General features: G+C 38.7%; 18 protein-coding genes and 1 tRNA gene. 7 read left to right on the forward strand and 12 right to left on the reverse strand.

Annotated features, from left to right (window positions below; translation table 11 throughout):
* Window positions 1–81: 81 nt before the first annotated feature.
* Window positions 82–687 carry a T9SS type A sorting domain-containing protein gene (locus ACST15_RS03260; protein WP_459453210.1) on the reverse strand — a complete coding sequence of 202 codons (606 nt, stop codon included), beginning with the start codon at window positions 685–687 and terminating at the stop codon, window positions 82–84.
* 95 nt (window positions 688–782) lie between these two features.
* Window positions 783–2327, reverse strand: a complete 1545-nt coding sequence (locus ACST15_RS03265) for an OstA-like protein (RefSeq protein ID WP_459453211.1) — start codon at window positions 2325–2327, stop codon at window positions 783–785.
* A gap of 52 nt (window positions 2328–2379) precedes the next feature.
* Between ACST15_RS03265 and tilS the strand changes: the two genes are divergently transcribed.
* Entirely contained in the window at window positions 2380–3717 is a 1338-nt protein-coding gene (gene tilS, locus ACST15_RS03270) for a tRNA lysidine(34) synthetase TilS (protein WP_459453212.1), read from the forward strand.
* Between the two features lie 352 nt (window positions 3718–4069).
* On the opposite strand, the gene porD is transcribed toward tilS, so the two are convergent.
* From porD to ACST15_RS03310, 8 genes are read right to left on the reverse strand one after another with little or no spacing between them, the layout of a single operon-like run.
* The gene (gene porD, locus ACST15_RS03275; RefSeq protein ID WP_459453213.1) at window positions 4070–4978 is read right to left on the reverse strand and encodes a type IX secretion system protein PorD; all 909 of its coding nucleotides are present in this window, start codon (window positions 4976–4978) and stop codon (window positions 4070–4072) included.
* Between the two features lie 24 nt (window positions 4979–5002).
* Window positions 5003–5320: a DNA-directed RNA polymerase subunit omega gene (locus ACST15_RS03280; protein WP_459453237.1), complete on the reverse strand. Its 318-nt coding sequence runs from the start codon at window positions 5318–5320 to the stop codon at window positions 5003–5005.
* A 56-nt stretch (window positions 5321–5376) separates the two neighbouring features.
* Window positions 5377–6267 (reverse strand): outer membrane protein assembly factor BamD, encoded by an 891-nt coding sequence (locus ACST15_RS03285; protein WP_459453214.1) that lies wholly within the window; start codon window positions 6265–6267, stop codon window positions 5377–5379.
* Between the two features lie 39 nt (window positions 6268–6306).
* Window positions 6307–8064 carry an ABC transporter ATP-binding protein gene (locus ACST15_RS03290; protein ID WP_459453215.1) on the reverse strand — a complete coding sequence of 586 codons (1758 nt, stop codon included), beginning with the start codon at window positions 8062–8064 and terminating at the stop codon, window positions 6307–6309.
* A 3-nt stretch (window positions 8065–8067) separates the two neighbouring features.
* The gene (locus tag ACST15_RS03295) at window positions 8068–8220 is read right to left on the reverse strand and encodes a FeoB-associated Cys-rich membrane protein (RefSeq protein ID WP_459453216.1); all 153 of its coding nucleotides are present in this window, start codon (window positions 8218–8220) and stop codon (window positions 8068–8070) included.
* Window positions 8221–8227: 7 nt separating this feature from the next.
* On the reverse strand, window positions 8228–9028 hold the full coding sequence (locus tag ACST15_RS03300; RefSeq protein ID WP_459453217.1) for an inositol monophosphatase family protein: 801 nt from the start codon (window positions 9026–9028) through the stop codon (window positions 8228–8230).
* Window positions 9028–11157 (reverse strand): carboxy terminal-processing peptidase, encoded by a 2130-nt coding sequence (locus ACST15_RS03305; protein WP_459453218.1) that lies wholly within the window; start codon window positions 11155–11157, stop codon window positions 9028–9030. The genes ACST15_RS03300 and ACST15_RS03305 overlap by 1 nt, the downstream gene beginning before the upstream one ends.
* Window positions 11158–11175: 18 nt before the next feature.
* A complete protein-coding gene (locus ACST15_RS03310; RefSeq protein ID WP_459453219.1) occupies window positions 11176–11952 on the reverse strand; it encodes an FKBP-type peptidyl-prolyl cis-trans isomerase in 777 nt (258 codons plus the stop codon).
* Between the two features lie 240 nt (window positions 11953–12192).
* Here ACST15_RS03310 and atpA point away from each other — a divergent pair, with 240 nt between their 5' ends.
* From atpA to hflX, 4 genes are read left to right on the forward strand one after another with little or no spacing between them, the layout of a single operon-like run.
* A complete protein-coding gene (gene atpA, locus ACST15_RS03315) occupies window positions 12193–13773 on the forward strand; it encodes a F0F1 ATP synthase subunit alpha (RefSeq protein WP_459453220.1) in 1581 nt (526 codons plus the stop codon).
* A gap of 14 nt (window positions 13774–13787) precedes the next feature.
* Window positions 13788–14669 carry an ATP synthase F1 subunit gamma gene (atpG, locus tag ACST15_RS03320; protein WP_459453221.1) on the forward strand — a complete coding sequence of 294 codons (882 nt, stop codon included), beginning with the start codon at window positions 13788–13790 and terminating at the stop codon, window positions 14667–14669.
* A 4-nt stretch (window positions 14670–14673) separates the two neighbouring features.
* Window positions 14674–15498: a DUF2911 domain-containing protein gene (locus ACST15_RS03325; RefSeq protein WP_459453222.1), complete on the forward strand. Its 825-nt coding sequence runs from the start codon at window positions 14674–14676 to the stop codon at window positions 15496–15498.
* A 60-nt stretch (window positions 15499–15558) separates the two neighbouring features.
* Complete coding sequence (gene hflX, locus ACST15_RS03330; protein ID WP_459453223.1) at window positions 15559–16830, forward strand: GTPase HflX; 1272 nt, start codon at window positions 15559–15561, stop codon at window positions 16828–16830.
* A 191-nt stretch (window positions 16831–17021) separates the two neighbouring features.
* On the opposite strand, the gene ACST15_RS03335 is transcribed toward hflX, so the two are convergent.
* Together ACST15_RS03335 and ACST15_RS03340 are read right to left on the reverse strand one after the other, a co-directional pair.
* A complete protein-coding gene (locus ACST15_RS03335) occupies window positions 17022–19394 on the reverse strand; it encodes a heavy metal translocating P-type ATPase (protein ID WP_459453224.1) in 2373 nt (790 codons plus the stop codon).
* Between the two features lie 784 nt (window positions 19395–20178).
* Window positions 20179–20250: transfer RNA gene (locus ACST15_RS03340), tRNA-Arg, on the reverse strand.
* A 129-nt stretch (window positions 20251–20379) separates the two neighbouring features.
* Here ACST15_RS03340 and ACST15_RS03345 point away from each other — a divergent pair.
* Together ACST15_RS03345 and ACST15_RS03350 are read left to right on the forward strand one after the other, a co-directional pair.
* Window positions 20380–21993 carry a DUF5060 domain-containing protein gene (locus ACST15_RS03345; RefSeq protein ID WP_459453225.1) on the forward strand — a complete coding sequence of 538 codons (1614 nt, stop codon included), beginning with the start codon at window positions 20380–20382 and terminating at the stop codon, window positions 21991–21993.
* A 106-nt stretch (window positions 21994–22099) separates the two neighbouring features.
* Window positions 22100–22939 carry a metallophosphoesterase family protein gene (locus ACST15_RS03350; protein ID WP_459453226.1) on the forward strand — a complete coding sequence of 280 codons (840 nt, stop codon included), beginning with the start codon at window positions 22100–22102 and terminating at the stop codon, window positions 22937–22939.
* Window positions 22940–23076: the final 137 nt, after the last annotated feature.

The raw sequence follows: 23076 nt of genomic DNA on the forward strand, positions 1-23076 counted from the left end.
GGGTTAAAAAACAACGTCGTCAAGGTTCCAAACCTTGACGACGTTGTTTCAAACGAACGAATTTTTCGTTAAAATTATTGCTTATTGCTTTCTAACTATCAACTTCTTGGTAACAATAGAGCGACCATCGATCATTAGTTGATACATATACATCCCACTGTTGAATTCCCGCAAAGAAATACGCGCATTGCGTTGATCTTTATCTAATACCAACTCCTTGATTTCTTGACCTAAAATATTATAGATCACAATCTTTACCTCTTGGTTGGATGTATTCATTTGAAAATCAATATCGGCATACTCACTTGCTGGATTGGGATATAAATTGGAAACCACTAGCCGGTCCGATTGAAACAAAAAATTATCGTTAGTTCCAGCCTCTTCTGTCAGCTTACGTTCCAAATTCATTGGTTCCGCTGTTTTCTGAGAGCTAGGCTGAGCATAACTACTCTTTAAAAACTGGCTGATATAAGTATTCTCGTGAATGTTTAAACTCGTTTGCAATTGGGGATTAATATTAAAGCTTCTTTTAGCTAACAAAATCGGCAAACGAACAGGACTAGGTTTTGATTTCATCTCCAAACGAGATCTAGATTTACCTTCTCCCTGTGCGTTCACATTCCATGAACTCTCGATTAAGAGTAGCATCATGATGCAAGACAACATAAAGGATAAGTATCGATTCATTTCAAGATTAATAGAAAACAAAAATAAGACAGATATTGTCTTAGAAAAATTGAAATAGGCCAAATGGTACATTATGAATGACCAAAGGCTCTATTTTAAGGATTTTTAACAATTGGTATGGATAATTCCGTTGCATTCACGGCATCCATCAGTTTTTTCAAGCTTACTTTTTCGTTGATTCGCCAACGATATCCATCCAAAACTTCCAAATCTTCATTCCATTCTTTTGGTGGAACAAATTTTGCCTCGGGCTTCGTAATAAAAGTTATGCGTTTGACTTTATTATCATCGAAAAATAGATTCATTCTACTGCATTCGACACGATTTAGACCAGTCGTTACTTTTTTGTCGTCCATCACATAATAAATACTCTCACCATTTCCTTCCACATTCACCCTCCTCAGTTTGGAATCTTCCTTAAAAAACACCCAAACCTTTCGACCTTTTATTTGATTAAAATGAGATGCCGAATCTGCCGAAATCACAAAAGAATGCCCCCTGAGACGCATTTCTCTCAATTTCTGATTCACCATAAATAAAGAAATTGAATCAGCTGTTGACTGTGAATCATTGGTCCAAATGATGGGCTTTTGATAAAAATGAATGACTGAATCTCGCATGTCATATCCCAAGGAGTCACATCGGGCTGATAAATCAGATTTATAGATTTGAACGTGCTTATAAGCATATAACTTGCGAACAGAATCTTGTTTATTATCAAAGGAAACGAGGGTGTCAGCAGTTAAATATAAGGTATCCTTTTCCATAATATTTCGCATGAGGGCATGGCCATATACACGAGTAATTCCTGTTTTACCATTGTAGCGACCATTTTTTCCCGTCAATACGACTTTATCTTTTTGGCTTAAAAATTCCACATTACCTATGGCTACTCCAATTTTAGTGGGACTATCATAAAACAAGGTATCTGCAGTTAAGGTATAATCTTCCATCTTGGCGGTAGAACGCCCAGTAAAATTGGAGACTTTCGTCTGGGTATTATAAAACCCGGATTTGGTATAAACCGTATCCTTTTTATTGATTATTTCTGTCGGACAGATGAAAAAAGCTTCTTTAGTCGCAGTATTATATCGTAAGGAATCGGCTTTCAGGGCCCCTCCTTCCTTGTCCACCACTCGTACTTTTTCTTTAAATAAAAAGTTCTTGGTAACAGTATTATAAAAACCTTCCTTGCTTGTAAGTGTAGTTTTCTTATCCAAAATCTTAGCCCCTGTATGGTAAACCGCCATTTTGGTATTCATGTCGTAATCCAACTTATTGGTATTCAACACAATGGTATGATCATCCAATTTAACACGGCCCAACATATAGGCTTGTCGGAGATCGCCGTTATAAAGTGCAGAATCTCCAGTAATGGTAACAGTATCAGCTTGTATAATTTTCACACGACCATAGGCTTCCACGTTATTGGTACTACTATTCAAAATCGCTTGATCACAAGATAAGGTAGTTGTTCCTTGACGAAGCACGACTTTCCCAATCAATTTCTTGATCATGTTAGATTCCACCTGAATACCATTTAAACTATCCGCAGAAATTACTTGTACCTGACTTTGACACCAGGCCAAGGCAGGTAATAACAAGAGAAACAGTAGGAAAATGAGCGATTTATAACGCATGTTGAAAGCGAATCGTTAATTTCGTGGCTTTATCACGCAATTTACCATTTTTATGCTGGAAGATTTCATCCAATTTGTTCGAAAAGAGAATTTATTCCAGGCCGATCAAAAAATTTTATTGGCTGTGAGCGGCGGAATAGACTCCGTAATCATGGCTAAACTGTTTTCATTGGCCAAATTTAATTTTGGAATAGCGCATGTTAATTTTAGTTTGAGGGGTGAAGAATCTTTAGCAGATGAAGTATTTGTTAAAAAAATGGCCAAGACCTTGAAGGTTCCTTATCATACGATTTGCTTTGATACCTTGGCCTTTGCTGAAAAAGAAAAATTATCCACTCAGGTAGCTGCTCGGATCTTGCGTTATGATTGGTTTGAAGAAATCCGTCAAAAAGAAGCATATGACTATATTGCTACAGCTCATCATCAGATGGACAGTGCAGAAACGGTATTGATGAATTTGAGTCGGGGTGCAGGTTTAGCCGGTTTTCATGGAATTCCAATTAAAAATGGCTACATCATACGGCCTATGGCTTTTGCTAGCCAGGAGCAGATTTTTGATTTCGTAGTTAGTCAGAAATTAGCCTGGAGGGAAGATTCTTCGAATGCCTCGAACAAATACCAAAGGAATTTCATTCGACATGAAATTATTCCCAAGTTGATCGAATTAAATGCACATTTTGAACAAAGTGTAGCACAAAGCAGTGCTAATATTGCCAGTATAGAACGATGGATGCAAGCGGAATTATCCCTTTGGAAACAAGAGCGTTGTAGAACGGATCAAACGGGAAATGTATTTGTACAATTATCTGAAAACGGTTTCATGGAAAAAGAAACGGTTATGCGCGAGCAGTTTCTATTATCCTATCACTTTCCTTCAGATTCCATTCATCATATTTTAGCAGCAGATGAAAAACAAATTGGTAAACTATTTGAATCCCCAAGTCATATCTTAAATATTGACCGTCAACAATGGGTGATAAGTCCTAAGGATCAATCGGAATTCAAGCCAATTTTGGTTCAAGAGGAGGATGAAACTGTGGATTTAGGAAAACATTATCTACACATTGATTTTGGAGAAAATGAGAAAGGATTTATTCCTCCAACGGGAGCACATGTAGCTTGCTTGGATGCTGAAACACTGACATTCCCTTTAGAAATCAGAAAATACCAAGAGGGCGACTGGTTTTGTCCGTTGGGGATGAATCAAAAGAAATTGATTTCGGATTTTTTAACAGATAAAAAAGTACCATTAAACCTGAAGAAAAATGTGCAATTGGTATTGAGTAAAGGTTCAGTGGTTTGGGTAATAGGTCACAGGATTGATAACCGAAATAAAGTAACGGAGAAAACAGAGGGTCTATGTATTTTAACTTTGGAGAACAAGGTTTAGGAATATTAATTAGTGAGAATTTAGATCTGAATAGCCTTGTATTCTATATTCATGGATGTCAAATTACCGAATATTTATCATTCTGTAAATTTCAGGGAATACTATCCATTTTGGAAATGAAAAGTTCAATAAATAGATAATTATCAGCAATTGAATAAAATTGATTGAAATTGACCGCTAGGTCAATTAGATTTGACAAATCTTGAAGATTTGTCAAATCTCTGAGAAGAGAATTAAAAAGAATTAAAAAGAAATAATAAAAAAGAATAAAAGAGAAGAATAGGATTGAATTAGATTGAATTGAATCCAATCCATTTGAAAAGAAAAAAAAGAATCAACAAAAAACTATTTCCTACCGAATCAATTTTCTATAAGTCTCAGTTCGGATGGGATCCAATAAACTCAAATAGGCAAAGGCTTGTTGGCGCTCGCTAGGTTCTGCCTCATCCATGATGGAAAAAATCTCATCAGCTTTTGCATCAAAGAAAATACGGATACTTGCCGCACCTGGTCGGATTTGATTGATTTGACGAATCTGATTTAATAGTTCCAATATTCCTTTTCTGGTCTCATCAGGTTGGTCTTTATAAGTATCCAATAATAGTCTGTGATAGGTATAATTTACTTCGCGAACACCTTGTAACTGTTGGTTCATCAGACTTTCGGAAATGGCTACCCGGCTTCGAACATCACTCACTACACCCCATCCAGTACCCGAAGTTTGGGCTAAATTAGTCAAATTGAATAATTTCTGAGCAAATATATCACCTCCCATTTTTCCAAATGAATCATACTGAAAGGCACATGCTAAATAGGCATAATAGGCCAGCATAGCACTTAAATTATCGATGTACGAATTGTCATTATAAGTTAAGGGCATGCCTAATAAATACTTGAAATTGAAACTCTTATCGATGATATTCAATACAATGGTTTCATAAGACGTCCCAAAGACCGGTCGTAATACTTGCACACGAGCATTTGCCTCAAAGTCGCCCTGTGAAGTTGCTTTTGTTAATAATAAATTGATATTGACTTTGATTTTTTCTTCCGGAGCAAAATTATCATTGGACCAGCGTCTTCCATTAAGAAAGTCTTGCATGGTTCTTTGTAACTCTGGATAAATTTGATTGCTTCCGCGCTGTTGGTCGAGCTGCAATTGCTCGGTATTGATGGTCACCGTTGCCTGTAACTCCTGGGCACATAGTCCCCAGGAAGTTAGCAACATGATAAAGCTCAGAATAAAGGGAGTAGATTTCATGGTTAGAAATCAAACGAAATAAAACTATTTTTCGTCTGTACCTTCTTCACGTACACGATAGTCTACCTTATCGGCCATAAAATCGTCGATAGCTAAAGCAGACGGCTTTGGCATACGCTCATAATATTTTGAAATTTCGATTTGCTCACGGTTCTCGAAAATTTCCTCTAAATTATCAACTGAAGAAGCAAACTCAGATAACTTACCTGATAATTCCTCTTTCATCTTACTAGAGATTTGACGAGCTCTCTGCGAAATAATGGAAATCGATTCGTACACGTTTCCCGTCTTTTCGGCAATTTTATCTACATCACGCGTAATGATGGATGGATTTGTTTGGATCTTAGACATCTCTATAAATTTAAGATTGCAAATTTAGACTAATTTTTTGGTAAAAACTACTGAGGACTGGTGGCCAATTTGGATGTTTTTGCCTTCTCCTTTTCGACAGCAGCTTTGTACTCGTCTTCCAATTTGGTAATACGAGCCACCTCTTCGATACTTTTGGTATACATCTTCTCAGCCAATTTCAGATAATTACTGTTGGGGTATTTATCCACCAGCTCCAAATAAAACTTAGAAGCATCAGCATAACGTTCTTTTTGTTTTATTTCAATGGTACTATTGGCCAACTCAAATTGAGATAATACCTTTAAATAAGCCATTTCCTCATTATAATCCGAATCAGGAAAATCACGTTGGAAATTGGTTATCTCAATCACAGATGATTTTAATGTCGCAATGTTAAAAGGTGAGGTTTTATAATACAAACGCGCCTTTTCATAGGCCTTACGCTCTAATTTCTTCCTTAATTCCTTAATGATATTGCTACACTCTTCCTTAAACTTGGTGTCAGGATAATTATTTAAATAACTCTGAATTTCATTGATGGCCGACAAAGTTCCCGTTTGGTCCAAATTATAATTTGGGGAATCTTTGTATAAAGAAAAAGCAGACATGTATATAGCCTCCTCTGCATATTCACTACGAGAAAAGACTTCTGCAAATTTCTTAAAATGCGAATTGGCAAGCGTATAATTTCCCGTATTAAAATCACAATAAGCTTGATAAAAAGTGGCTAATTCTTGCGTAGAATCACCTTTTAATAAAGGTAAAATCTCATCAAAAAGAATACCAGCCTTGGCAAAATCCTTCTTTTTGTAATAATCAACCGCAGCTTTGTATTTAATAGGCACACTAGCACTCTTACGGAATTTTTCAAATTTTCCACAAGAACTTAAGCCTATTAGGGCTACGAAAAGAATCAATCCTAAATTTTTCAACTTCATAAGAGCGCAAAGATAATCATAATTGTGCGTACCTCCGAATTAAACTGCTTTACTAAATTGCAAATGGTATAATTGAGCGTATAAACCGTCCTTTTTAATCAAATTTTCATGATTTCCTCTTTCTTTAATCTCCCCTTTTTCCATCACCAAAATCTGATGAGCATGTCGGATTGTCGATAAACGGTGGGCAATCACCACGGCCGTGCGACCTTTCATTAAAGTTGCAATAGCCTCTTGAATCATCAATTCAGTTTCTGAGTCCACCGACGATGTAGCCTCATCCAAAATGATGATTTTAGGATCATGTACCAAAGCCCGAACAAAAGAAATCAATTGCCTTTGACCCACACTAAGCGTGGCCCCTCGTTCCATCACTTGATATTGATAGCCTCCCGGCAAAGACATAATGAATTCATGTACACCTACCGCTTTAGCTGCCTCCTCCATCTTTTCTTGTGAAATGGATTCATCGCCCAAATTAATATTATAGGTAATGGTCGAACTAAACAAGAAAACATCCTGCAAAACCACAGCAATATTTTTCCGTAAACTTCCTATTTCATAGTCGGTCAATGCCGTACCGTCAATCATTATTGTACCTGATTGACAATCATACATTCTACTCAGCAAACCAATGATGGAAGATTTACCTGCTCCCGTAGCACCCACGATGGCGAGCGTCTTTCCTGCCTCCACTTCAAAACTAACATTTCTAACTACCCACTCGGGTTCATTGTAGGCAAAAGTCACGTCTTTAAACTCAACTTTACCCTCCAATTTATCCGCCAAATGGGTACCATTATTTTGAATATAATCCTTGGAATCCAATAAGGTTAAAATCCTTTCGGTAGAAACAATCCCCATTTGCAAGGTATTGAATCGGTCGGCCAACATCCGAATAGGTCTAAAAAACAGGTTGATAAACATAATAAAGGCAGTCAAAGTACCTACACTTTGTTGTTCCTTCAATATATATGTAGATGCCATCCACACCACCAATCCTGTCCCCACAGCTGCAATCACATCCGCTACGGGAAAATACACGGAATAGGCCCAAATACTTTTAATATTGGCATCTCTATGCTCTTTATTGATTTCCTGAAACTTCAACATTTCCCTTTTTTCAGCATGAAATAACTGAACTATCATCATTCCTGAAATATGCTCCTGAACAAAGGAATTGAGATTAGCTACCGCCAAACGTACCTCGTTGAAGGATTTTTTGATATGTTCTTTAAAAATATAGGTGGACAAAACCATGAAAGGAACAGTAGCCAAAATAATTAAGGTCAAGCGCCAATCCGTATAAAACATGACGGCTACAATCAAAAACAATTGCAATAAATCACCAGCAATAGAAGCCAAACCTTCTGAAAACACGTCGTTCAATGTTTCAATATCAGAAACAGTTCTCGTTACCAATCTTCCAATGGGTGTAGAATCAAAAAAAGCTAAACGTAGATTAATGATTTTTTGATACAGAGTCACACGAATGTCGCGTATTACGGTTTGACCTAAATAACCGGCTAAATAACTGGTAGAAAACTGCAAACCGGTTTGCAGGAACAAAACGGCCAACATGATAAAAAACATGCGTAAAAGATCTTGAATGTGGGCAATATCCACATAATGATCTAAGGTATAACGTATAAGCAAAGGAATAGCGGGTGATACACCAGCCATGCATAGAATTAGAAATACCAATAACCAAAATCGGAATTTGTATGGAACAATAAATCCATAAATTCTGCGAATGATTTGCAGGTCGACGATCTTACCGCTGGATGTTTCTTTCAAAGCTTATACAGGATTGTTGGTTTCCGTGGGTATGGCAGAACAAGTTCCACAACCTTTGGCACAACCCACTTCTTTGGAAAAAAACATCCGATAGACTAATCTCCCTAAATAAAATAGCGCTCCAACAAATACGAGACTGATGATGATCTTTTCCATTTGTCTATTAGTTTTCCCAATGCATTTGCAAAGTTCCTAAAAATTCTTCAAAAATAGCCCCTGCACCTATGATTTGACCCGTAAAAATAACATCCTCAGCACCAGAAAAATTAGTTACCTTCCCTCCTGCTTCTTCTATGATAATTTTACCGGCAGCAACATCCCATGGTTTCAAATTAGCTTCAAAAAAGCCTTCAAAGCGACCACAAGCGGTATAGGCCAGATCGATTGCCGCTGCACCCATTCTACGTAAACCATGACTTTTCTGCATGAGTTCCTTTAATAAGGCCAAATACTTGTCTTGATAAGAGAAATCATGATAAGGGAATCCGGTAGCTAATAAGCTTTTCTCTAAACTAGCTTGAAAGGAAACATGTATCGGCAAACCATTTAAATGTGCCCCATGCCCCTTAATAGCATAAAATAATTCATCCCGATTAGGCTCATAAATCATGCCTAAAATGGGCTGTTTTTGATAGATTAAACCAACAGAAACAGCGTAAATGGGCAATTGATGCAAAAAATTAGTAGTGCCATCCAAAGGATCAATCACCCAATAATAGCCATCTCCAACATCCGAAAAATCAGAAGCTGACTCCTCAGCAATAAATCCAGCCTCGGGAAAAATGGCAGCAAGACCTTCTTTCAAACGCGCTTCGGCAGTTTGATCCACAAATGAAACGAGGTCATTTTTGCCTTTATATTGAATTTGCTCAATCGCAATCTGGTTCACCATGGATTGGATCCATTGGCCTGTTTCCCGAACCAGAGGTAGGGACTGTTCTAATATTTTCTCTAAATCAGCCATTATTTTTTAGCTGGTGTTTTTGCCGCTACTTTGGTAGGTAAAGGCCCTAAAACCCAATCCGCCAATAATTGTTGAGTTTCTTTCAAATAAACATCTTTAGCATGTTTATCAGCAGTGGATGCTTTCTTATCTTTTTCTGTTTCTGGAGAATCTGCCGCTGAGCCCGCAATATTTTCCATGACAGCTTGTGACTCATCTGGCTTTTTCTTTTGCTCATCTAGCTCCTTTTTACGCTTATCTATTTGTAAGGAAATAGAATTCTGCTCTTTGATTTTTTTCCAACGCTCAAAATCATCTTTCAGCTTAATTAAATCTGGTTTGGATTTCAAACGAGCTTGGAAACTAGCCTGCATCTTATTGATTAAGCCTGGGTTGATGTTGGAAGTAATTTGATAATTGGTTGGTGAAATCATATCCCAAGGCAATGCACTTGGCTGTGAACTTTCTCCAAACTCCTCTGCGGAAAATGCAGAAGGCAATGCAAAATCCGGACTCACCCCTTTATGCTGAGTGGAGCTACCATTGATGCGATAGAATTTCTCTAGGGTAATTTTCAATTGCCCTACAGGTTCTTTCTCGTTGTTCATGTAATTATCTAAATCAACCACCGACTGCACAGTTCCTTTACCATAGGATTGCTCACCTACGATAATTCCTCGCTTATAATCTTGAATAGCCGCAGCAAAAATTTCTGATGCAGAAGCAGAGAAACGATTAATCAATACCGCCATAGGTCCATCATAAAACTGTTCTGGGTCTTTATCTACTTCTTGGCTAATACGGCCATCCGACTGTTTTCTTTGAACCACTGGACCTTTTGGTATGAATAAACCGGTTAAATCAACAGCTTCAATTAAAGATCCTCCCCCATTATTACGAAGGTCGATGATTAGGCCATCTACTCCTTCTGCTTTGAACTCAGTCAAGAATTTCTTTACATCAGCTGAAGTGGATTTGAAATCGGATTCTCTTTTACGAGCGCCTTCAAAATCACGGTAGAACATAGGGATCGTAATCAGTCCCAACTTCATTTTTTTGTCTCCTTGGTTAAAGGTCAAAATCTCTTTTTTAGCCGTTTGTTCTTCCAATTTAATCTTCTCCCTAACCAAACGAACTTCAGAAGTTGGGGCACCTGTTCCACTACCAGCAGGCAATAATTTCAATCGAACTACGGTATTTTTAGGCCCACGAATTAATTTCACGGCATCATCGGTGAACCATCCAATCACATCAACGAAACTCCCATCATCCCCTTGTGCAACTCCTACGATGCGGTCCTTGGGATTGATTTGTTTACTACGAAATGCAGGTCCACCTGGAATCAAGTCTTGAATCGTTACGTAATCCCCTTCTAAACGAAGTGTAGCACCGATACCTTCAAAACTCTGAGCCATATCCGTATTGAATGCCTGAGCTGTACGCGGAATCATGTAAGAGGTATGCGGATCAATACTTTCGGTGTAAGCATTCATGAAAACTTGAAATACATCTTCAGAGCGCGTACGAGCCATGTATTTTTCAGAACGCTTGTAACGCTCTTTCAACTCGCGCAGGGCCGTAGTATCCGCTTTTCCAGAGATTTTCCAATCCAACAATTGTCTTTTTATGTCTTTACGCCAGTAATCATTTAACTCTTCCTTGGAAGCAGCGAATTTGGCTTTCTCTCTACCTGGCTGGTAATTCTCATCGATGGTAAAGTCAGGTGATTTTTGTAGAATCTGATCAATGTAGGCATAACGCTCCTTCATTCGTTGCTGGTAGCGGTTATAAATAGCAAAGGCAGATGTCAAATCACCCTCATTCAATTGATCGTCGATCGTTAAACGGTATTTCTCCAATTCATCGATATCAGAAGCAAGAAAGAACACTTTGTTGGGATCAAGTTCTTTCAGGTAGGCATCGTAAATTTTGGATGATAAGGAATCGTTTACCGGAATTTTACGGTAATGGTAATTACTTAAGATACCAAAGACCAATCGCTCTACTTTACGTTGGGTGTCTGTGGGTTGCAAATCTCCATCTTGATAAACCACCGTATTGTTCGATGGAAAGGATGTTTGATTTTTGCCGTGTAAAAACAATACCACCAAAAGTGATAGAGGGATTAGAATAGGCAGTATCTTTTTCATATACCGTGCTGTGTTTTATTATTTTTCAATAGCAATAAGTTCTACTTCAAAAATTAAAGCAGAGTAAGGTTTGATGGCTGCTCCACCACCGCGGATACCATAGGCCAATTCTTGAGGAATGTACAATTTCCATTTAGAACCTACCGGCATCATTTGCAAAGCCTCTACCCAACCAGGAATAACACCTGTTACTGGAAAAGAGATAGGCTCTCCACGATCTACTGAGGAATCAAACACGGTACCATCAATCAGAGTTCCATGATAATGTGTTTTAACTTTATCAGAGGATGTTGGCTTAGGACCATCTCCCGCTTTTATGATTTCATATTGTAAACCGCTAGGAGTAACCTTGACGCCTGGTTTCTTTTTATTTTCTGCTAAAAACTTTTCTCCGGCTTCTTTATTAGGCAAAAATTGTTTGGCTCCTTCTGCCATTTGTTTCTCCTGGTTACGCATCATAAAGTTATTAACTACTTTTTGGCATTCTTGTTCGCTGAGACTTAAAGTACTACCTTGTGTAGCTGCGGCAAAACCTTTGGCAACGGTCTCAGGATTTAAAACCACATTTTGTGATTTAAAATTTTGAGCAACCAACACACCAACAGCATAAGAAACAGAATCAAGCGTGCTTGCAAAATGAGCGCTTGCATGTGGAGCGGCTTTGGCCTTAGGAGCTGAGGCAGCAGGTTTAGTAGCTACTTTAGCTTTGGCAGCAGGTTTTGTCTGAGCAAAAGTGGAAAAAGTAAGAACAGTAAGAGTAAGAATAGTAGTTAATCGAACCAAAGGAAATTTCATAGAATTTATTAATATAGTCAAACAAAGCCTCTAAGATACAGAAAAATGGCTCTTTCTCAATTATTTTAACGCCATTTAACGGAGTCTATATTGACCTAACGGTAAGTATCTAAAAAAAGTCTTATGAATTCATACATTTTTTGCAGAAGTTATGGGAATATTGAAATTTCATAACTAATTTTGCACCCGAAAATTTAGTTCAAAATAAGTATTTAACATCCCAGAAAACTCCATTTTAACATGGCATCAGTAAGACCAGACGAAGTTTCAGCCATCCTTAGGGAGCAATTATCTCAGGCTAAGACCCAAGCAGAATTAGAAGAAGTAGGTACCGTACTCCAAGTGGGTGATGGTGTAGCTCGTATTTACGGGCTATCCAATGTACAAGCAGGTGAGTTGATCGTATTTGAAAACGGATTGAAAGCCTTGGCATTGAACCTAGAAGAAGACAACGTGGGAGCCGTATTATTGGGCGAATCCACTTTGGTAAAAGAGGGTGATACCGTAAAGAGAACCAAATTAATTGCTTCAGTTAAAGTAGGTGATGGCATTTTAGGTCGTGTAGTGAACACTTTAGGTGAGCCTATCGATGGAAATGGTCCAATCACAGGAGATTTATACGAAATGCCTTTGGAGCGTAAAGCGCCAGGTGTAATTTTCCGTCAGCCAGTAACAGAACCTCTTCAAACAGGTATTAAAGCGATTGATGCCATGATTCCTGTAGGACGTGGTCAGCGTGAGTTAGTTATTGGTGACCGTCAAACAGGAAAGACAGCTGTTTGTATCGATACCATTATCAATCAAAAAGAATTTTACGATAAGGGAGAGCCTGTTTTCTGTATCTATGTAGCCATTGGTCAAAAAGCATCTACCATCAAACAAGTTGAGCAAACCTTGCGTAAGGCAGGTGCTATGGATTACACGGTAATCGTTTCGGCGAGTGCGGCTGATCCAGCTCCAATGCAATTCTACGCACCGTTTACAGGTGCTGCTATTGGTGAATTCTTCCGTGATACAGGTCGTGCTGCTTTGGTTGTTTATGATGACCTTTCTAAGCAAGCCGTAGCTTACCGTGAAGTTTCCTTGTTACTTCGTCGCCCACCAGGACGTGAAGCTTATCCAGGAGACGTATTCTACCTTCACTCTCGTTTATTAGAGCGTGCTGCTAAGGTCAATGCTTCTGATGCTATTGCTCAGTCGATGAACGACCTACCAGATTCTATTAAGCACTTGGTAAAAGGTGGTGGTAGCTTAACAGCCCTTCCAATCATTGAAACTCAAGCGGGTGACGTATCTGCTTATATCCCTACCAACGTAATCTCAATTACGGACGGTCAGATCTTCTTAGAGTCTAACTTATTCAACGCAGGTATTCGTCCAGCGATCAACGTAGGTATCTCAGTATCACGTGTAGGAGGTAATGCGCAGATTAAGTCGATGAAGAAGGTTGCGGGTACCTTAAAATTAGATCAAGCTCAATTCCGTGAATTGGAAGCTTTTGCTAAGTTTGGTTCTGATTTGGATGCCTCTACTAAATTAACGATTGACCGTGGTCGTCGTAACTTAGAGATGTTGAAGCAACCACAATTCTCTCCTCAACGTGTAGAAGATCAGGTAGCGATGATTTACTTAGCTACTACTGGTAACTTAGATAAAGTACCAGTGGAGAAAGTACGTGAATTTGAAAAAGATTTTATTCAAGTATTACGTGCTACCGAAAAAGCTACATTGGATGCTTTAGGAGCAGGTAAATTTGATGATACCTTGACGGCTACACTTAAGCGTGTAGGAAATGAAGTAGCAGCTAAATACGCAGTATAAAAAATTAGAATGGTATGGCTTCCTTAAAAGAAGTAAGAAATAGAATCGTTTCAGTTAATTCGACGCAGCAAATCACCAAAGCCATGAAAATGGTTTCGGCAGCGAAGTTGCGTCGTGCTACAGATGCCATTGTCCAAATGCGTCCTTATTCTAAAAAGTTATCAGAAATGATAGCGACTGTTTCAGGACGTACGGATGCAGGAAAAGAAAATCCATTTACTGAAGTACGTGAAATTAAAAACGTATTGATTTTAGTGGTGACCTCTGACCGTGGTTTGTGTGGCGCTTTTAACGCGAATATTGGTAAAGCAACCATTGCTTTGATTCAACAAAAATATGCGGCTTTGCATCAGGCTGGCCGTGTTGAAATATTGCCATTAGGTAAAAAAGGGGGTGAATATTTGGGTCGTAGAGGGTATAAAATCAATACTGCTCACCAAGATATTTATACTAAATTAAACTTTGGCAATGCTCGTTTGATTGGAGAAGAAGTATTAGCTGGTTTTGCAGAAAAACAATATGATGTAGTTGAAATTGTGTTCAACGAATTCAAAAACGTAGCAACACAAATCATTCGTACTGAACAATTATTGCCTTTGCAAGAAAGCAATACTGGTGATGTGAAACCTTCCGCTGTGGATTATATTTTTGAGCCATCTGAAGCGGAAATCATCAATGAATTGATTCCTAAATCCATTAAGCTATCTATTTTCAGAGCCCTATTAGAGTCCAATGCCTCAGAGCATGGTGCTCGTATGACGGCTATGGATAAAGCTACGGATAATGCGGGTGAATTATTGAAAGCATTGAAATTAGAATATAACCGTTCACGTCAAGCCGCTATCACCAACGAGATCCTTGAGATTGTGGGTGGTGCTGAGGCTTTATCTGCTTAATCCTATGAAAAAGATACTTTTAGTGTTGGTTTTGGCTACTTTAGGAATGAGTGCTCAGGCACAATCATTCAAAGTTCCTACTCCTAGTCCATCTCAAACCATCAAACAAGAGTTTTCTTTATCTTCGGTAGAGATCACTTATTCCCGTCCTGCTCTTCGTGGACGTAAGATATTTGGTGATATCGTGCCTTTTGGAAAATTGTGGAGAGCGGGTGCCAATGCTCCTACCAAAGTAACTTTTGGAGAAGATGTCAAAATTCAGGGAAAAACCTTGAAAGCAGGTTCTTACCAATTGATGATCAATCCGTCTGAAAAATCATGGGAGATTATCTTCAACAGAGGAACTAATGGAGTTTTTAATTATCATCCAGAGGAAAATGTGTTAAGCACTACGGTTCCAACAGCTACTTTACAGTACCCGGTGGAATCTTTGGCATACCAATTTGAACTAGTTGCTGCCAATAAGATGTTTATTCAGATATCATGGGAAAAAACAACAGTTTCTATTCCAATAGAAACGGAGATTGATGCCAAGATTGCGGCTTCCATTGATCAAGTGATGAATGCGGACAACAAACCTTATTTTGAATCGGCTTCTTATTATTTTGAGACGGGTCGTGATTTGAACAAGGCTTTGGAGTGGGCTAGTAAAGCGACAACGGCTAACCCTACTGCGTTCTGGATTTTCCATTTAAAAGCGAAGATTCAAGCGAAAATGGGTGACAAAACGGGTGCCAAAGCAACGGCTTTGAAATCCATTGAATTGGCGAAAGCTCAAAAAAATGACGATTACGTAGCGCTTAATGAGAAATTAATTAAGAGCTTATAAAATAGAATTGCTTAATTTGAAAAAGCCTTTCTTAACAGGAAGGCTTTTTTTAGCTTATATATGGGAGAAGAAAAGGGATATAGTACCGATAAAGAGCAAGAAACCGCCGTTTTAGTGGCCGTGACTTCGCAAAAACAGAATGCACAACAAACGGCAGAATACTTAGCCGAGTTAGCATTTTTAGCCTCTACCTCAGGGGTGTTGACCTTGCATAGCTTTACACAAAATTTAGCTAAGCCAGATAACCGTACCTATGTGGGTAAAGGTAAATTAGAGGATGTGATTCGTTATGTGATAGACAAAGATGTGGATATGATCATCTTTGATGATGATTTAAGCCCATCTCAGGTTAGAAATATTGAATATGAGATTTCGCTATGCGGCAAGGAGATGAAAGTCTTGGACCGCAGTTTGTTGATTTTGAATATTTTCGCACAAAGGGCCAAAACGGTACAAGCGAAAACACAAGTGGAATTGGCCCAGTACCAATACATGCTTCCACGTTTGACCCGTATGTGGTCTCACTTATCCAAGCAGCGTGGTGGTGTGGGTATGCGTGGACCGGGTGAGAAGGAATTGGAGACTGACCGACGTATCGCCAATGACCGCATAGCCTTTTTGAAAGAAAAGTTGGAGGCGATAGACCGACAAACCTTTACTCAGCGTAAGAACCGTGACCGTATGGTGCGTGTGTCTTTGGTGGGTTATACCAACGTAGGTAAATCGACCTTGATGCAAAAGTTGGCCAAAGCGGATGTCTTTGCGGAGAATAAATTATTTGCTACGGTAGACTCTACCGTGCGTAAAGTGAGTTGGGAAGGTATTCCGTTCTTATTAACGGATACGGTAGGATTTATTCGTAAGCTCCCTACCCTATTGATTGAATCTTTTAAATCGACCTTGGATGAGGTAAGAGAAGCGGATATTTTATTGCATGTGGTGGATATTTCGCATCCAAACTTTGAGGAGCAAATTGAGATTGTTCAAGGGATTTTGAATGAAATGGGCGCAGGTGACAAGCCAACAATCTTAGTTTTCAATAAGATTGATTTATTCCCGGTGGAAGATGTATTCTTTGAAGGAGCGGCCTTGAATGAAGATGGCGAACCGGAATTAAGTAAAATGGACCGAGTAACTCAGTTCTTGAAGCAAACTCACTGGCAGACCAACCAACCTAAAACGGTATTTATTTCGGCAGAACAAAAAAGCAATTTGAATGAATTGCGGGATACTGTTATGAGTCTAATCAAAGATAAACACTACCAAATTTTCCCGAATTGGTTAGGTGGTAATCACTTGATGGGGCATAGTGATGAGTATGTGCCGGAGTAAATGGTAATGTAGAATTAGGAATGTAGAATGAAGAATTTTTTAGGATACTATTCTCGACATTCAACACATTTCGATAGAGTTGAATTAAAACTGTAAATTGATTTCAGAGCACCTTTCTACATTCTACATTTTACATTCTACATTTTACATTCTACATTTTATATTCTACATTCCTAATTCTACATTCTACATCATAACGCTTTCCCCCTCAACCTTAAGGAATTCGAAATCACCGACACGGAGCTAAAGCTCATGGCGAGGGCGGCGAGCATCGGGGATAAAAGTGTGCCGAAAAATGGGTACAGAACTCCTGCCGCAATGGGAATGCCTAATACGTTGTATCCCAAGGCAAAAAACAAATTCTCCTTAATGTTACGGATGACCATTTGGCTTAATTTTCTAGCCTTAGCAATATCCCGTAAATCTCCTTTAATGAGGGTTATCTCCGCACTTTCTATGGCCACGTCAGTTCCTGTTCCCATAGCTATTCCAATATCCGCCTGAGATAGGGCAGGTGCATCATTAATGCCATCTCCTGCCATAGCTACTTTTTTACCTTCGGCTTGCAAACGAACAATTTCATCCAGTTTCGACTGAGGCAACATCTGTGCTTTCCAAGCGTCTAATCCCAGTTTTTTACCCACCAAATCAGCCGTTTCTTGATTATCCCCTGTCAGCATAATCACTTGTAAACCTTCGGATTGTAGTTCTTGAATAGCTTGCTGGCTGGATTCTTTGATTTTATCGCTAATAACCAAAGCCGCTTGAGCTTCTTTTTCATCCGCAAAGTAAGAAATCGTTTTACCAAGTTTTTGCTCCGCAATCACCTGCTTGAACAAATCCACTGGAATATTGATACGGCGCTCCTCTAGCAATTTATGATTTCCTATGACGTAGGTTTTCCCTGCAATTTGCCCCAATACCCCTTTACCCAATAAGGCTTCAAAATGATCGACTTTGATGGCCGTAATTCCCAAATTCTTAGCAAAATTGACACTAGCTTTAGCCAAAGGATGCTCACTCAGCGAATTCAGTGATACTATTTTTTGCCAGACATCCCTCTCGATTATTTCCTCTGAACTGACCAACATTTTTTCCAGGGAAGGCTTGCCCTCAGTCACGGTTCCAGTTTTATCGATTATCACCACATTGACTTCAGCTAATTTTTCCAAAGCTTCGGCATTTTTAATCAATATACCATGTTGGGCACCCTTCCCTACTCCTACCATCACCGACATCGGTGTGGCTAAGCCAAGGGCACATGGACAAGCGATGATGAGCACCGCAATAGCATTCACAAAGGCAAAAGTATATGCATTTTCATCGGCCAACAAGGCCCAAGCCATGAAGGTTAAAAGCGAGGAAAGCACAACAGCGGGTACAAAATAGGAAGAAATGGTATCGGCCATTTTTTGAATGGGCGCTTTAGAACTACTTGCTCGGTGTACCAATTCAATAATTTGAGATAATAAAGTATCTGCCCCAATTTTATCTGTTTGAAGTACAAAACTCGTATTTCCATTAATGGAACCTGCCCTCACGATATCTCCAGCTTGTTTATCCACAGGAATAGGCTCCCCGCTAATCATGGATTCGTCAATGGAGGCATGACCATCCTGAATATGTCCATCTACAGGAATTTTTTCCCCAGGCTTCACGCGGATTAAATCTTGAACTTGGATTTGGTCAATCGAAACGATAACTTCTTTGCCATCCTTAATCAATGTCGCCTCATTGGGTACTAGTTTCAATAATTCCCGGATAGCTGCATTAGTCTTACCATGAGCTCTAGCTTCAAGTACCTGACCTAATAAAACCAAGGTTAAAATCACAGTAGCTGCTTCAAAATACACATAAACAGTACCATGATGCGAATGAAATTGATGGGGGAAAATGGATGGAAAAAAGAGAGCAATGAGCGAAAACAACCAAGCAGCGCCAGCGCCAATGCCTATTAAGGTAAACATATTGAAATGCCGACTAATCAATGATTGCCAAGCCCGTTCAAAAAACATCCAAGTAGCATAAAATACGACAGGGATAGATAAGGCAAGCTCCACCCAATTCCAGGTATTCATGGAGGCCCATTGAAATAAAGGGTTTCCAGGAATCATATCCGTCATGGAAATAACAAAAATGGGTAAGGTAAATGCAATGGCAATTTTTAATTTAAATAATAAGTTCTGATAGGTACTATTTTCATCTTCGATACCAGTTGCTTGAGCGACCAAATCCATGCCACAAATAGGGCAAGATCCAGGTTTAGCATAGGTTTTATCTCCCTCACAATGCATGGGACAATAATATAAAGCCCCTTGAATGGCTACGGGTTTTGGTTTGGCCAACAAAGTTTGGGGATTTTGACCAATGTGGTAATTTCCCCCGCTAGCTTGCAAAGCCTTTTCAAAAACGTCGGTGGAAATATGATGTTCCAACTCAATGATGGCTTCGGCTTTTTCCAAATCAACGGTAGCTTTGGCCCCTTCTACGGAGTTTAAGGCTTTTTCAACGTGACTTCGGCAGCCTTGGCAACTCATGCCAGTTATGGGGTAGGTATGTTTCATTTCAATGTAGAATGAGGAATGTAGAATGTAGAATGTAGAATTGTCGACTTTATCCTGTAAAACAAATATTTAAGGGGAAGCATTCAAATATAAGCAAGTATTTTGCTCTTGAATGATAAATTTAAAAAAAGCTCCGTTTCTATCTTTTGTTGGGATTAAGCTTTCAATTTCAAAATTTAGTGATCAGGGTTAAGTGATTAGTGGTTCCCATTTGAAAATAGATTTTCAAATGGCTATTCGACTTGACACTTCAAAGAATAACTTTTGATATTGGCTTCGAGAACCTCAGCCAACTGTAAAATCGAAATGTGCTATTCGACATGTTCCGCAGGGTCATGTCGAATGATAAGATTATTGGAATTTGTAATTCCATTCTATTTTGAAGGCCTCAAACAAAAACTAAATTATCGCTAATCACAAGGTATTTCTTTTTTTGGAGAAAAAAAGAAACAAAAAAACTTGAAACAAATCGGTTAATCCTAAGACGAATTCCGCTTTCGCGGAACCGATGCTCACTTCGCATACGGCTTTAATTTTTGACTCTTGGCTATGCCCTTCGCACAGTGTCAAAAATGCGCCTACCGCTTCGCTCATGCTCCGTTCTAATCTTTCGTTGGGATTAACCTCTGAATGTAGAATGTAGAATGATGAATGTAAAATTTTAGATCTGAAGGTTATTCCTTAAGCTTATGCTAAAGGGAATGAACGAAGCGGGAATCGAGTCGAGCGCAAACTGGCACATCTAACGTTTAGGTTCACCTTTGTTTGAGAGAGATACTCGTAGTGGCCCCAGCGGGAATCGAACCCACATCTAACGTTTAGGAAACGTCTATTCTATCCGTTGAACTATGGCGCCAAAATAGACTTGCAAATTAATCATTTTAGAACAAAAAATTTGATAATATTTGATTGGGTAGTTCTTTATCTTGTAGCTTTGAACCAAACAATTATTAGTCAAAAACCTAATTCTATGAAAACCCTGTGGATGAAAAAATCATTTCTTTTAGGTATTAGCCTACTTTTCAGTCTCTCTTTTGAGTTATTTGCTCAAGAAAAAGTAGAGCGATGGAATCGAATAGAACTGGTTTGGAATGCCCCCTTTAAAGGTAATGGATTCCAAGATGTAGAATTCAAAGCTACTTTCGTTCATCAAGATACTACGATGACCATTTCGGGTTTTTATGATGGCGACAATCGGTTTAAAATTCGATTTATGCCCACCAAATTAGGTACTTGGCGCTTTACCACACAAAGTAATGTGGCAGGATTAACCAAAAAATCAGGGACTTTGGAATGCATCACTCCTTCAATACAAAACCATGGTATGGTCAAAACCCATCAAATGGTGCATTTTAGTTATGCTGATGGGAAAATATATTACCCTTTGGGAACAACCGCTTATGCTTGGAACCACATGGGAACTGAATTGCAAAACTTGACTTTGGCTTCCTTATCAAAGTCTGGCTTTAATAAAATTAGGATGTGTGTATTTCCCAAAAACTATGATTTAGTAAAAGAAGAACCCAAGCTATACCCCTTTCTTGTCAAAGAAATTAAACGAGATGAACAGGGTAATACGACCAATATTTGGGATTACTCTCAATTTAATCCCACTTTTTTTCAACACCTAGAAAAGCAACTAGATGCATTGCAAAACTTAGGAATAGAGGCTGATTTAATTCTATTCCATCCATATGATAAAGGAAGATGGGGATTTGATGCCATGCCCCGAGAGGTCAATATTCGGTATATTCAATATTTATTGTCACGTATTTCCTCTTTTAGAAATGTTTGGTGGTCGATGGCCAACGAATGGGATTATGTGAAATCAAAAACTGTTGCGGATTGGGATGAATTAACTAAAACAGTTGTCAAATCAGACCCATATCGCCATTTATGTTCTATTCATGGAGCTACTGCAACCTATTTTGATTATTGGAAACCGGAATTTACCCATGTAAGCGTGCAAGATGAATCACCGGTTCAAAGTCCCAATTCCGCAGCCATGCTCCGAAATGTATATCATAAACCCGTGGTTTTGGATGAAGTAGGATATGAAGGCAATCTTAAATCGCGCTGGGGAAGATACAGTCCTGAAACCATGACTCATTTGATTTGGAATGGAGTGATGGGTGGCACTTACGTGACTCATGGAGAATCATTTATGTTTAAAGATCACCGAGATACGATATTCTGGGCTAAAGGTGGCCGATTTGTTGGCGAAAGTTGGAAGCGAATTCGTTTTTTGAGACAACTATTAGAAGAAGGTCCTGGGCCTATGACTTTGTCGGATGTTTCACGCGACAATGTTACATCATCCGGTGGAAAGGGAAATTATTTAGTTTATTTTGGCAAACAAATTCAGGAATATTGGATGTTTAATTTACCTGTCAACAATGGATCTTTTGGTAAATTAAGTGCAGGCACTCGCTTTCAAGTCGATATTATTGATACTTATGCTATGACCGTTCATACCCTACCGGAGATATTTGAAACGGGAAAAGACAGTGATTATCGGTTTTATGACAAAGATTGGAAGAAAATCAGGTTGCCAGAAAAGCCCTACATCGCGCTACGAATCAGGGAAATCCATGAATGATTAACCTAGCTTTAGGGTATTTTAATTATTAACAATACATTAAGATGAATAATCAGTACTATTTTTATGTAAAATAAGATAAATTAGAACTTCAATCTAAACCTATATGTCAAAAAAAGAAAAAGAACTGCCAAGCAGAAGAAGTTTCATTCAGCAAGTTTCATTTGCATCCATATTCCTACTTTCTGGACAAATCAAGGCCATAAGTCCAAATGAAGTAGAGGCATTCCGAAAAAAGGTCAAATTGCGTTTTATTGTAGCATCTGACATCCATTATGGGCAAGCTAATACTCCTTTTGAGGAGATGTTGGACAAGGCCATTCAACAAATCAACCAATTTCATGCCGATAATCCATTGGATTTTTGTGTCATGAATGGGGACATTGTCCATGATGATAAATCCTGGATGCCTAAAGCCAAACAGAAAATTGACGGACTTAAAATGCCGTATTACGTGACACGGGGAAATCATGATTTAGTAAGTGCCGATTTTTGGAAAGAAATATGGGGTACTCCATTGAACCACCAGGTCGTGCATAAAAAAGTGGGTATTTTATTAGGTGACACATCCAATGAACAAGGCAAATATTTATGCCCCGATTTAATTTGGCTAAAAGAGCAATTGGAGTTGCACAAAAAATACAAACAAGTATTATTGTTTTTACATATTCCCCAAGCCAAATGGACCAAACACGGCATTGATCATCCGGAATTTTTTGATTTATTAAAAAATTACCCCAATGTCAAGGCAGCTTTCCATGGTCATGAGCATGATCAAGATGGAGTTAAAATGATGAATAATACCCCGTTTTTATTTGATTCCCATATTGGGGGAAGTTGGGGTACAGCTTATAAAGGCTATCGTGTGGGTGAATTATTACAAGATGGAACTTTAATCACCTATATGATGAACCCTGAAGTGAAGATGGAGGAACTTAGCTTTTAAACGCCAAGATTAAACCGTGTAGCACGGAAAAGTATCGAAACTCCTAACGCTGTCAGGGTTCCAAACCCTGCCAGCGTTGCTGAAACAGGTTTAATCAGCCGTTTAACGAATGAGTTTTCGAATTAATTGTCCAAGAA

The sequence above is a fragment of the Aquirufa sp. Wall-65K1 genome (assembly GCF_054558475.1).